We start from the raw sequence: 12,567 nt of genomic DNA on the forward strand, positions 1-12,567 counted from the left end.
CGATGCCGCCGGCGGCGCCGTCGACGGCGCGGCCCAGACCGCGGGTGGCCTCGGTGGGGCCACCGACGGACTCGGGGGTGCCACCGGCGGCGCGACCGACGGCCTCGGCGGTGCCGTGGACGGCGCGACCGACGGTCTCGGCGGAGCCGTGGACGGCGCGACCGAGGGCGTGGGCGGCGCTGCTGCCGGCGTCGGCGGGCTCGCCGACGGCAACCTGCTCAACGTCGACGTCGACCTGGCCGCCGATGCCGACATCGCGGCACCCATCAACGGTGCGGTTGCCGCCAACGCCAACGTCGCCGCTCCGATCAATGCTGCTGTCTCGGCGAACGTCGGCTCGATCGACAGCGACGCCGTCGGTATCGCCCAGCAGGACGCCATCATCAACCAGAACATCACCGGCGAGGCCAACGCCACCGCCGACCAGGCGTCCGACATCACGCAGCCTGACCAGCCGCAGCCGTGACCGAGGCGGTCTCGCCCCCGGACGCCGGTTCGACCACCGACCCCGGGGGCGTGGCCCCGCCCGCTCGCGCCGACGGCATCGTGCTGATCGGTGAGATGAAGGGCTCGGGCTATCGGGTTCCCCCTGCGCTCGTTCGGCGCGCCGACGGGCAGACGGCTCAGCTGACGCCGCTGCTCTACGCAACCCTCGAGGCCATGGACGGGCAGCGCTCGTACGACGAGATCGCTGCCGTGGTCGCGCAGGCGTCCGGCAAGCCAGTCTCGCCCGACAACGCACGCGAGCTCGTGAGCAAGCTCCGACCGATCGGACTCGCGGTGCGCGAGGACGGCGCCCAGCCCGAGGTCAAGCGCAGCAACCCGCTGCTGGGCCTGCGGTTCAAGGTGGCCGTCACCGACGAGGAGAAGACCCGGCGCATCACCGCGCCCTTCGCGGCGCTCTTCGCGCTCGGCGTCGTCATCCCGATCATGCTCGTCTTCGCCTGGATCACCTGGTGGGTGCTCTTCGACAAGGGACTCGCCTCGGCCACCCACGAGGCCTTCGCACGCCCAGGCCTCCTGCTCACGGTGCTGGCGATCACGGTGCTCTCCGCAGGCTTCCACGAGTTCGGCCACGCTGCCGCAGCCCGTCGAGGCGGCGCCACCCCCGGGGTGATGGGCGCCGGGCTCTACCTCGTCTGGCCTGCCTTCTACACCGACGTCACCGACTCCTACCGCCTCGGCCGCGCAGGTCGTCTGCGCACGGACCTCGGCGGCCTCTACTTCAACGCGATCGTCGCCGTGGCCACGGCAGGCGTGTGGTGGCTGACCCGCTACGACGCCATCCTCCTGCTGATCGCCACCCAGATCCTGCAGATGCTCCGCCAGCTGCTGCCCTTCGTACGCTTCGACGGCTACCACGTGCTCGCCGACCTCACCGGCGTCCCCGACCTCTTCCACCGCATCGGTCCGACCCTGCGGAGCCTGATCCCGTGGCGCCCGACGGAGCCGCAGGCCAAGGACCTCAAGCCCTGGGCGCGCGCCGTCGTGACCATCTGGGTGCTGACCGTCATCCCGGTGCTGCTCGGCGTGATGGTGATGATGATCCTGGCGCTGCCCCGGATCGTCGGTACGGCCTGGGCGAGCGCCGGAGCCCAGCAGGACCAGATGGCGGTCGCCTTCGGCGAGGGCGACTTGATCAGCGTGATGGCGCGGGCGCTCTCCATGGTGATCGTCGTGCTGCCCATCGCCGCGTTCACCTACATCCTCGTCCGTCTCTCCCGCCAGGTCGGCGGCGGAATCTGGCGCAAGACCGAGGGCAAGCCCCTGCGCCGGGGCCTGGCCGGGCTGACCGTCCTGGCGCTGATCGCCGGACTGGTCCTGGCCTGGTGGCCCTCCGAGACCCGCTACCGCCCGATCCAGGCGTACGAGGGCGGCACCGTCACCGACTTCTTCCCCGTCTCGAGCACCGGCGACTTCCGGGTCGGGAGCCAGGGCGCGGGCACGGTGATGTGGCCCGACGGCACCGACCTCCCCACCCGCGCGAAGCCGCAGCTCGCCACCGTGCTGGTGCCGACCGGTTCGACCGGACCCGCCGCCGCAACTGCCCTCGACGCTGAGCAGGGCGACACCGTGCCCGAGCCCGGCGACGTCGAGGTCGCCGGCTCCGACACCTGGATCTTCCCCTTCGACGAGCCGCTCGCCCCCGACGAGGGCGACAACCAGGCGCTCGCCGCCAACACCACCGACGACACCGCCAGCTATTCCGTCGCCTTCGCCCTCGTCTGGGCCGACGGCGCCGAGCCGCTGCAGAACACCAATGAGGCCTACGCCGCCGCCAGCTGCGAGAACTGCGCCGCCGTCGCCGTCGCCTTCCAGGTCGTGCTCGTGGTGGGGGAGGCCAACGCGGTCGCTCCGCAGAACATCTCGGTGGCGGTCAACTACGACTGCACCAGCTGCCTCACCTACTCGCTGGCCGTGCAGCTCTTCGTCACCCTCGACGGCCCACTCAGCCACGAGGCGACGGCGTCCATCGAGACGCTCTGGAACGAGATCAACACCTACGGCGCCAACATCGGGCAGGTGCCCCTCGACGAGATCCAGGGTCAGCTGACGCAGTACGAGCAGCAGATCCTCGGCATCATCGAGGAGGACCAGGGGCCGCTGACCGACGAGGAACCCACCGAGTCCCCGACGCCGAGCGACGGATCGTCGCCGACGGAGAGCCCGACGTCCACGCCGTCGGAGTCGCCGTCGCAGTCCCCCACGGGATCGCCGACTCCCACGGGTTCGCCGTCCACGTCGCCGACCCCCACCCCCACGACGAGCCCGACGCCTAGCCCCACGACGAGCCCGACGCCCACGCCGACGACGAGCCCGTCGCCGACTGCGACGCCGACGCCCACTCCGACCGCATCGGCCAAGCCGTCCTCGTCGACGAGTCCCGCGCCGACGCCGGCGACCGCGTCGCCCTGAACAGGCCAGGTCCAGCTCTTCCCCACGCCGCCGTTGTCTGGTAGTCCGGAGGCATGCGTCGCATCGTGACTCTGACCATCGCCGTCGGCCTCGTGCTGGCGGTGATGGCGGTGGTCCGGGTGCCGCCCGTCTCCGCCGCTCCCGCACTGCGTGGCCAGATAGTCGACTCCCTCACGGGAGACCCGGTGAGCGGCGCCGTCGTCCGGCTCCATCCGCTCGAGTTCGGGGGAGCGCCGGGACCGGTGATCGATCGCGACCGCACCGATGCCGACGGTGCCTTCGAGCTCAGCGCCGGCGACAGCGCCGAGGAGGAGTTCTTTGTAGAGGTCGTCGCGGGGCGCTACCAGGGAGGCTGGGTCGGCGGGGACCCGCTCTACGTGCAGCCCGACGTCGAGTCCGCCGGCACCGTCGGGGCGAGCGGCGACCTGGGTCCGGTTCGTGCGATCCCGGCCTTCCTACGCGGGAAGGTGGTCGACTCGCGCAGCAAGAAGGCACTGGGCAAGGTGAAGGTCAGTGTGCGCACCTCCAGCAGGCCCCGCCGCGTCATCGATGCCGACACCACGAACAAGCGAGGGCGCTTCGTGCTCAGGGGACTCACCTGTGAGGACGACTGCCTGGTGCGCGTCAACGGTCGCAAGGTGCGCCACGAAGCAGGCTGGGTCGCTTGCAACTCCGGGGTGGTGGCCACGACCGGTGCCGCGTGCGCGGTGGGCCCCGGCAACATCGGTCGCGTCTTCCTCGACCGTCGCTGATGCTTCACGGCTGCTGACGGGACCCCGGGTGCGAAACCCGGGCGCGGGACGGCGCGGGGCCTCGGTACGATCGCGACGTTCGCCGACCGGCGTACGAACCGCAGCACCGCTACTTCCGAGGAGCACCACGTGTCCGAGATCAAGGTCGTCAGAGTCCACGCCGACGTGCGTGAGGACCAGACGGTCACGACGGGCACCAAGGCCTGGGAGCTGTTCGCCGAGGACACCGACGTGATCGCTGCTCGAGTCGGCGAGGGCGACGACAGTGCTCTGAAGGACCTGTCGTACGAGCTCGCCGACGGCGACGTCGTCGCCTCCGTGGCGATCGGCAGCGCCGACGGCCACGACATCCTGCGCCACTCCACCGCGCACGTGATGGCCCAGGCCGTGCAGGACCTGTTCCCCGACGCCAAGCTCGGCATCGGACCCCCGATCACCGACGGCTTCTACTACGACTTCGACGTCGAGACGCCCTTCGTGCCCCAGGACCTCGAGAAGATCGAGACCCGGATGCGCAAGATCATCAAGGAGGGTCAGCGCTTCTCGCGTCGTGTCACCACCGACGCCGACGCGCTCGCCGAGCTCGCCGACGAGCCCTACAAGATCGAGCTGATCGGCCTGAAGGGCGGTGCCGGGGTCGAGGACGCCGCCGAGGGCGCCTCGGTCGAGGTCGGGGCCGGCGAGCTGACCATCTACGACAACATCAACCGCAAGGGCGAGGCCGCCTGGTCCGACCTGTGCCGCGGCCCGCACCTGCCGACCACCAAGCGCATCCCGGCGTTCAAGCTGATGCGCTCGGCGGCGGCGTACTGGCGTGGAGACGAGAAGAACAAGCAGCTCCAGCGCATCTACGGCACCGCCTGGGAGTCGAAGGAGGCGCTCGACGAGCACCTCCACCGCATCGAGGAGGCCGAGCGGCGCGACCACCGCAAGCTCGGCCGTGAGCTCGACCTGTTCAGCTTCCCTGACGAGATCGGTTCGGGGCTGCCGGTCTTCCACCCGCGCGGTGGCGTGATCAAGCGTGAGATGGAGGACTACGTCCGTCGTCGCCACATCGAGGAGGGTTTCGAGTACGTCGGCACGCCTCACGTGGCCAAGGAGGGGTTGTTCTACACCTCGGGCCACCTGCCCTACTACGGCGAGGGCATGTTCCCGGCTCTCGACGTCGACGGCATGGACTACCGCCTCAAGGCGATGAACTGCCCGATGCACAACCTGATCTTCCGCTCGCGGCAGCGCTCCTACCGCGAGCTGCCGCTGCGGCTCTTCGAGTTCGGCTCGGTCTACCGCCACGAGAAGTCCGGTGTCATCCACGGCCTCACCCGCGTGCGCGGGTTCGCCCAGGACGACTCGCACTCCTACGTCACCAAGGAGCAGGCGCCCGACGAGATCCGGCACCTGCTCGACTTCGTGCTGAGCCTGCTCAAGGACTTCGGCCTCGATGACTTCTACCTCGAGCTCTCCCCGCGCGACGACTCCAAGCCCGACAAGTTCATCGGCTCCGACGAGGACTGGGAGGAGGCCACCAAGGTGCTCGAGGACGTGTGCCTCGAGTCGGGCCTCGAGCTGGTCCCCGACCCCGGCGGTGCGGCCTACTACGGACCCAAGGTCTCGGTGCAGGCGCGCGACGCCATCGGTCGCACGTGGCAGATGTCGACGATTCAGTACGACTTCAACCAGCCGTCGGCCGACCGCTTCGACCTGCAATACCAGGCTGCCGACGGCTCGCGTCAGCAGCCGGTGATGATCCACTCGGCCAAGTTCGGCTCGATCGAGCGGTTCATCGGCGTGCTCGTCGAGCACTACGCCGGCGCGTTCCCTCCGTGGCTCGCCCCGGTTCAGGTGCAGGCGATCCCGGTCGCCGAGGCCTTCGCCGACTACCTCTACGACGTGGCGAAGAAGATGAAGGCGCAGGGCCTGCGGGTCGACGTCGACGCCTCCGACGACCGGATGCAGAAGAAGATCCGCAACGCCCAGCTGCAGAAGGTGCCGTTCATGATGATCGCCGGCGCCGACGACGTCGCTGCGGGCGCGGTGTCCTTCCGCTACCGCGACGGACGCCAGGACAACGGCGTCCCGATCGACGAGGCCATCGCCCGCGTGGCCGCCGCGGTCGCCTCGCGAGAGCAGGTCTGAGCCTCCAGAGCGCGACAACGCGGTACGCCGCTGTCACCCAGTGGCAGCGGCGTACCGCGTTGTCCACAGGACGACGGAGGATGGGTGGCGCGCGACCGAGCGGCCGCTCACCCTGGTGCGGTGAGTCGACTCCAAGATCTCCTGTCCCGACAGTGCGGTGTCGTCTCACGCGCTCAGCTGCGTGAGCGGTCGGTGCCGGAGCCGGAGATCCGCCGGCTCCTTCGCCGCAACGATCTCGTGGCGGTGACGCCAGGCGTGTACGTGAACCACACCGGCCCGCTCACCTGGGTCCAGGAGGCGTGGGCCGCACTTCTCGCGGTGTGGCCAGCGGCGCTGTCGCACGACTCGGCCTTGAGAGCCGCGGACGGGCCGGGACGACGCCTGGGCGGCGGGCCTCTGCACGTCGCGATCGATCGACACCGCTCGCCCCAGGCTCCGCCAGGAGTTCGGCTGCACCGTGTTGCGGGGCTCGACGCCAAGGTGCTGTGGAACCTGAGTCCACCACGGGTGCGCATCGAGCAGGCCGTGCTCGATGTCGCGGCAGGCAGCCGCGACGAGCTGGAGACCATCAGCGTTCTCGCCGATGCGGTCCAGGCCAGGCGCACCACTGCTGCTCGCCTCATCGACACCCTCGATGACCGCTCCCGCATCGCGCAGCGGGAGTTCCTGCGTGGGGTGCTCCTTGACGTCGACCAGGGCGCTTGCTCGGTGCTGGAGCACGGTTACCTCACGCGGGTGGAGAGGCCCCACGGCTTGCCCGCGTCGCAGCGGCAGCTGAGGGCTTCGAGTCGGGGACCGATCTTTCGCGACGTGGCCTACTCGCGTTTCAGCACGTATGTCGAGCTGGACGGGCGGCTGTTCCATGACACCGCACGCGCGCATGACGCTGATCTCGAGCGCGACCTCGACGCCGCCGTCGCTGGAGGGATCGACCTGCGGGTGGGCTGGGGGCAGGTGTTTCGTCGCGCCTGCTCGACAGCGCACAAGATCGGGTCGGTGCTCAACCGACGCGGATGGGATGGGGCGACGACGCCGTGCGAGGAGTGCGGCTCACGACTTGCGCGGTACGACGCTGCCACCGGATGACAGCGTCGTACCGCGCAGTGCCGGACGCCGACCGGCGAGGCGTCGAGCAGCCCGTCCGGTCGTCGCGGTTACCCTTCCCTCACGGGAGCGGGCAGTGCGGACGCAGTGCGAGGTGAGGACGAGAGATGGCGCAGGACGGCCGACAGGCGCGTTGGGACAAGCACAACCAGCAACGACGTCTCAGCATCCTCGACGCAGCCCTCGAGGTCATCGAGTCCCAGGCCCCGGGTGCGGAGTTCCACGTGCAGCAGATCGCCGAGAAGGCCGGTCTCAACCGCACCGTCGTCTATCGCCACTTCACCGACCGCGCCGATCTCGACGTGGCGATCCGGGCGCACGTCATCGCCCAGCTGCAGGCCGAGCTGACGCCCACGGTGACGCTCGAAGGCACGCTCAACGAGATCATCCTGCGGATCATCACGACCTACGTCGACTGGACCGTCGCCCACCCTGCTCTCCACTTCTTCGCCATCCAGGAGTCGCAGGGGCCGTTCCAGCAGGGCATCGACCAGATCGCGGCGATGCTCAGCGACCTCCTCGAGGTCGTCATCGCCCTGCTCGGCGCCGAGCTCGACGAGAACGAGACAGCCCTCGTCGATCCACTCGCTCACGGCCTCGTGAGTGCTGTCATCGGGTCCGTACGACGCTGGCTGGCCCGCGAGGTGCGTGAACCCTCGGCTGCTCGGCTCTCGCAGCTGCTCGCCATGTCGGTCTACAACCTCCTCGAGGGTCACGCCCGGCGCCTGGGCGTCGTGCTCGACCCGGACGTCCAGCTGTCCGAGCTCTTCGCTCAGGTCAACGCAGCGGGGGAGTCCGCATGAGCACCGACGAGACCCTGCACCAGGACGGCGCCGGCGGCGACGACCGCCTCGACCGGCTCTGGACGCCGCACCGGATGGCCTACATCCGCGGCGAGAGCAAGCCCGCCGATGCCTCGTCAGGGCAGTGCCCGTTCTGCCGGATCCCGACGCTCGACGACGAGCCCGGCCTCGTCGTACGGCGTGGACGGCTGAGCTTTGCCGTGCTCAACCTCTACCCCTACTCCCCGGGCCACCTGCTGGTCTGCCCCTACCGGCACCTGGCCGACTACACCGAGACCACCGACGAGGAGGCGGCCGAGATCGCCGACCTCACGCGGCAGGCGATGCGCACGATCCGGGCCGTCTCCGGCGCTCACGGGTTCAACATCGGCATGAACCAGGGCGACATCGCCGGCGCCGGAATCGCCGCTCACCTGCACCAGCACGTCGTACCCCGTTGGTCGGGCGACTCCAACTTCATGCCCGTCATCGGCTCCACCCGAGTGCTCCCCGAGCTGCTCACCGACACCCGGGCGCTGCTCGCCGAGGCCTGGATCGACTGAGCGAGTCGGCCGATCGATGCTGCACCCGGTAGCGTGCGGCGCGTGTTGGACAGGTTCAAGGGATTCTGGCAGGGCGTCGTGCTCATGCCGTTCGTCAAGCTCTTCATCAAGTGGGGCATCAGCCCGGACACGGTGACGTTCGTCGGCACCGTGGGAGTCAGCGCGGGTGCGCTGATCTTCTACCCGATGGGCGAGCTGTTCATCGGCACGCTGGTGATCACCGCGTTCGTCTTCAGCGACCTCATCGACGGCAAGATGGCGCGCGAGATGGGTCGCGAGTCGACGTTCGGCTCGTTCTGGGACTCCACCCTGGACCGGATCGGCGACGGCGCGATCTTCGGCGGTCTGGCGCTCTACTTCGCCAACACCAGCGAGGGCGACTCCTACCTCTACTTGTGCCTGACGCTCTACTGCCTGGTGATGGGCTCGGTGACCTCCTACGCCCGCGCCAAGGCGGAGTCGCTGGGACTCGACGCCAAGGGCGGCCTGGCCGAGCGTGCCGACCGACTGGTCTCGATCCTGGTGCTGACCGGTCTCGCCGGCCTCTTCGACCTGCCGGTGCTCATCTACGTGACCTTGTGGGTGCTGGCCTTCGCCAACACCTACACCGTGGTGTTCCGGGTGCGGAAGGTCCACCGCCAGGCGGTGGCACGTGACGCGGCTCGCGATGCCGCCGCTGCGGGCGATCCCGGTTCTGCCTCACCCCTCTGAGCGCCGTACGATCACAGGTATGGCACAGACCAACAACGAGACTCAGCACGGCACGACCCGCGTCAAGCGCGGCATGGCAGAAATGCTCAAGGGCGGCGTGATCATGGACGTCGTCACCGCCGAGCAGGCGAAGATCGCCGAGGACGCCGGCGCCGTGGCCGTGATGGCTCTCGAGCGCGTGCCCGCCGACATCCGCGCCCAGGGCGGCGTGAGCCGCGCCAGCGACCCCGACATGATCGACTCGATCATCGACACCGTGTCGATCCCGGTGATGGCCAAGGCCCGCATCGGTCACTTCGTCGAGGCGCAGATCCTTCAGAGCCTCGGCGTCGACTACATCGACGAGTCCGAGGTGCTGACGCCCGCCGACTACGCCAACCACATCGACAAGTGGGCGTTCAACGCTCCCTTCGTGTGTGGTGCCACCAACCTCGGTGAGGCCCTGCGCCGCATCACCGAGGGTGCGGCGATGATCCGCTCCAAGGGCGAGGCCGGCACCGGCGACGTCTCCAACGCCGTCACCCACATGCGCACCATCCTCGGCGAGATCCGTCGTCTCTCGTCGATGTCGCCCGACGAGCTGTACGTCGCGGCCAAGGAGCTCCAGGCTCCCTACGAGCTGGTCGCCGAGGTCGCTTCGGCCGGCACTTTGCCCGTCGTCCTCTTCACCGCCGGTGGCATCGCGACCCCGGCCGACGCCGCGATGATGATGCAGCTCGGCGCCGACGGCGTGTTCGTCGGGTCGGGCATCTTCAAGTCCGGCAACCCCGCGCAGCGCGCCGAGGCGATCGTCAAGGCCACCACGTTCTACGACGACGCCGACATGGTCGCCAAGGTCTCGCGCGGTCTCGGCGAGGCCATGGTCGGCATCAACGTCGACGAGATCCCGCAGCCCCACCGTCTCTCGGAGCGTGGCTGGTAGTCGGCCCGACGGGCGTCCCCGGCCCGTGCGACCGAGCCTGAGCAGTCACGCGCGCCGCGACCCGGTCTCGACCACCGTGGTCGCGGCCGTGGTCGCGGTGGTTGTGACCGTGGCGCTGGTGGCGAGCATCGTGCTCGTCACCGGTCCGTCTGAGTCCCCGGCGACGAGCGGTGACCCGCTGGTCGTCGAGACGACCGGTGGCCTCGCGCGCGGGATCGAGCAGGACGGCGTGCGCACCTGGCGTGGGCTGCCGTACGCCGCCCCGCCGGTCGACGACCTGCGCTGGCGCGCTCCGCAGCCCGCTGCGGAGTGGGACGACGTCCGCGACGCCTCGCGGTTCGGGGCCTCCTGCTTCCAGGCCGGCGCCTACGAGTACGGCGACGCGGTGGTCGCGGCGCGTCCACGAAGCTCCGAGGACTGCCTCTACCTCAACGTGACCCAGCCGGCCGCCGCCCCGGCCGCAGCCGGGTTGCCGGTCATCGTGTGGCTGCACGGCGGGGGTCTCATCCAGGGCAGCGGCTCGACGGTCGACCCGACGGCGCTTGCCGCGCGCGGGGCGGTGATCGTGACGATCAACCACCGCCTGGGCCGGCTCGGCTACTTCGCGCACCCGGCGCTCGAGCAGGACGTCGCCAACCTCGGCCTGCTCGACCAGGTCGAGGCGCTCGAGTGGGTGCGCGACAACGCGGCTCGCTTCGGCGGCGATCCCGACCTGGTGACGGTGATGGGCGGCTCCGCCGGCGCCATCAGCGTCAACGCGCTGATGGTCGCTCCGGCGGCTGACGGCCTCTTCGCCCGAGCGATCTCGCAGTCGGCGACGGGTGACCGAGCCGCCCGCACCCTCGACGACGTACGACGTCAGGGTGCGCGGGACTTCCCGGGCCTGAGTGCCGACGAGCTGCGTGCGCTGCCGGCCTCGGCGCTGCTGTCGTCGACCTTCAACGTGCTGCTCGGTGACGCGCCGATCATTGACGAGGTGCTGCCGGAGTCGGTGGGGGAGGCCTTCGCTCGCGGCCACGAGGCAGCCGTGCCATACCTGGTGGGCACGACCGACGCGGAGTTCTCCGACGGTGACTATCGCGCCGCCGGCACCGATCCCGCTCGGCTCCGCTCGCAGCTCGGTGGGACGGGTCATGACGCCCTGGTCGCAGCCTACGGGCGCCGGGCCTTTCGAAAGCACGCGCTGAACGACCTGGTGTTCCAGGCTCCCGCCGTGGCCCTGGCCCTGCACCATGCCGACCGCGCTCCGACGTTCCGCTACCGCTTCGCTGCGGATCGTGACGGCTCCGGGCACGGCACCGACGTGCCCTACGTGTTCGGTCAGGAAGAGCTGCCGATCCGCAAGGCGCTGGCCCGCGCGATGGGCGACTACTGGGTCGCCTTCGCGAGGCTGGGGGAGCCGCGGGTCGGCGGTCGACCCGGGTGGCCCTCCGCGAGCGGGTCGTCGTACCTCGATCTCGGAGCGGGTGGGCCGAAGCCGGTGGCCCGTGATCCGTGGACGTCGCGGCTGGCTGCGCTCAATGCCGCCGTACCGCTGAGACTCCCGGCGTCAGGGTTCAGCGCAGCTCGGGACAGGTGAGTCCGGCGCGCTCGGCCTCGCTCAGCCGGTCGTAGTCGCCGACGAGGTCGATCGCCCGGCCCGCGGGCGGGTCGGTGTCGAGGTAGGCGCGGAAGTCGTACTGGTCGCGGGCCCAGTAGAGCTGAGGCTCGCCTCCGTTGCTGATCGTGTAGGTGCCCGACGGCTCGCCCATCAGGGCGGTGAGCTCGGCCGGGTCCATGTCGAGGGCGAGATCGCACCACGCGGCGAGCCAGCGCTCGGGGTTGCTGACGCCGGCGTCGCTGGGAGTGGGGGAGCCGGGGGAGTCGTCGGTGCGCGGCACCGACTCCTCCACGACCCAGCGCGTGCGGTTGACGACCATCCGCACGGTCTGGTCGACGTCGGGGAAGTCGACGGCGAGAAAGGCGTCCTCGTCGGTGAGCTGAGTGACCTCGATGCCGAGCGGCTCGTACTCGCGCTCCGGCTGCTCCCACAGCACCGCGACGAAGTCGACGCACGGGTCGCCCAGCGAGGCTCGGTCGAGCAGGATCGCCTCGTAGCGCAGCGCGATCGTGAGGTCGGGGGCGTGCCGCGCGCAGGCGGCCTCGGCGTCCTGCGCCGCGAGGGCGTCGAGCCAGGCGCGGTACGACGCCACTGGCGCGGGCTCGTCGGCGGGTGTGGTCGTGGCGGTCGTTGACGGGACGTCGGAGACGTCGGCCAGGGGTGTCGGGTCATCAGCGCTGACGCCGTCGTCCGTCCCGCACGCCGTCAGGACCCCCACGGTGAGGAGGGCGGCGATGGTCAGTGGGCGGAGCCGAGGGGCAGTGCGCATGGGAGCACTCTGCCGTGTCCGGCTCGCTTGAGGGTTCCTTGAGGATCCCTGGGCCTGATGCTGAGGTCTCCAGAGGCCTGACTTGACTTCTCCGGTGCAGAGTTCTGTTTGTCAAGGAAAATGTGAGCAGACAAGCAGTCCGAGAACGTCTTGGTTCCGAACAGACGGGTACGGGCCCCGTGTCAGGTGCTCCCCCACGCAACACCCACACCGAAGGATCGACATGAACAAGACCATCAAGGGCTCTCTCGCAGCTGGGGCTGCCGCAGTCCTCCTCCTCGGTGGCGCGGGCTCGCTCGCCTACTGGACCGA

The 12,567-nt window shown here is 70.0% G+C and carries 11 protein-coding genes; 10 read left to right on the plus strand and 1 reads right to left on the minus strand.

Annotation, left to right across the window (positions count from 1 at the left end):
- From VOI19_RS04345 to VOI19_RS04390, 10 genes are all read left to right on the plus strand, one after another.
- On the plus strand, positions 1 to 466 hold a 466-nt coding region (locus tag VOI19_RS04345; RefSeq protein ID WP_323791728.1), incomplete at its 5' end, for a hypothetical protein.
- On the plus strand, positions 463 to 2,916 hold the full coding sequence (locus VOI19_RS04350) for a hypothetical protein (RefSeq protein ID WP_323791729.1): 2,454 nt from the start codon (positions 463 to 465) through the stop codon (positions 2,914 to 2,916). The genes VOI19_RS04345 and VOI19_RS04350, both read left to right, overlap by 4 nt.
- A 53-nt stretch (positions 2,917 to 2,969) precedes the next feature.
- On the plus strand, positions 2,970 to 3,668 hold the full coding sequence (locus VOI19_RS04355; protein WP_323791730.1) for a hypothetical protein: 699 nt from the start codon (positions 2,970 to 2,972) through the stop codon (positions 3,666 to 3,668).
- 129 nt (positions 3,669 to 3,797) lie between these two features.
- Positions 3,798 to 5,804, plus strand: coding sequence for a threonine--tRNA ligase (gene thrS, locus VOI19_RS04360; protein ID WP_416366320.1), 2,007 nt, complete (start codon positions 3,798 to 3,800; stop codon positions 5,802 to 5,804).
- 120 nt (positions 5,805 to 5,924) lie between these two features.
- The gene (locus VOI19_RS04365) at positions 5,925 to 6,890 is read left to right on the plus strand and encodes a type IV toxin-antitoxin system AbiEi family antitoxin domain-containing protein (protein ID WP_323791731.1); all 966 of its coding nucleotides are present in this window, start codon (positions 5,925 to 5,927) and stop codon (positions 6,888 to 6,890) included.
- Positions 6,891 to 7,015: 125 nt separating this feature from the next.
- Positions 7,016 to 7,711, plus strand: coding sequence for a TetR/AcrR family transcriptional regulator (locus VOI19_RS04370; RefSeq protein ID WP_323791732.1), 696 nt, complete (start codon positions 7,016 to 7,018; stop codon positions 7,709 to 7,711).
- The gene (locus tag VOI19_RS04375; RefSeq protein ID WP_323791733.1) at positions 7,708 to 8,253 is read left to right on the plus strand and encodes an HIT domain-containing protein; all 546 of its coding nucleotides are present in this window, start codon (positions 7,708 to 7,710) and stop codon (positions 8,251 to 8,253) included. Before VOI19_RS04370 ends, VOI19_RS04375 begins: the two co-directional genes overlap by 4 nt.
- A gap of 42 nt (positions 8,254 to 8,295) precedes the next feature.
- Positions 8,296 to 8,964, plus strand: a complete 669-nt coding sequence (pgsA, locus tag VOI19_RS04380) for a phosphatidylinositol phosphate synthase (protein WP_323791734.1) — start codon at positions 8,296 to 8,298, stop codon at positions 8,962 to 8,964.
- Between the two features lie 19 nt (positions 8,965 to 8,983).
- On the plus strand, positions 8,984 to 9,886 hold the full coding sequence (gene pdxS / locus VOI19_RS04385; protein ID WP_323791735.1) for a pyridoxal 5'-phosphate synthase lyase subunit PdxS: 903 nt from the start codon (positions 8,984 to 8,986) through the stop codon (positions 9,884 to 9,886).
- 25 nt (positions 9,887 to 9,911) lie between these two features.
- Positions 9,912 to 11,465 carry a carboxylesterase/lipase family protein gene (locus tag VOI19_RS04390; RefSeq protein WP_323791736.1) on the plus strand — a complete coding sequence of 518 codons (1,554 nt, stop codon included), beginning with the start codon at positions 9,912 to 9,914 and terminating at the stop codon, positions 11,463 to 11,465.
- Here VOI19_RS04390 and VOI19_RS04395 read toward each other — a convergent pair.
- Complete coding sequence (locus VOI19_RS04395) at positions 11,443 to 12,255, minus strand: hypothetical protein (protein WP_323791737.1); 813 nt, start codon at positions 12,253 to 12,255, stop codon at positions 11,443 to 11,445. The genes VOI19_RS04390 and VOI19_RS04395 overlap by 23 nt on opposite strands.
- Positions 12,256 to 12,567: the final 312 nt, after the last annotated feature.

Source organism: Nocardioides sp., from assembly GCF_034670285.1.
Classification (GTDB): domain Bacteria; phylum Actinomycetota; class Actinomycetes; order Propionibacteriales; family Nocardioidaceae; genus Nocardioides.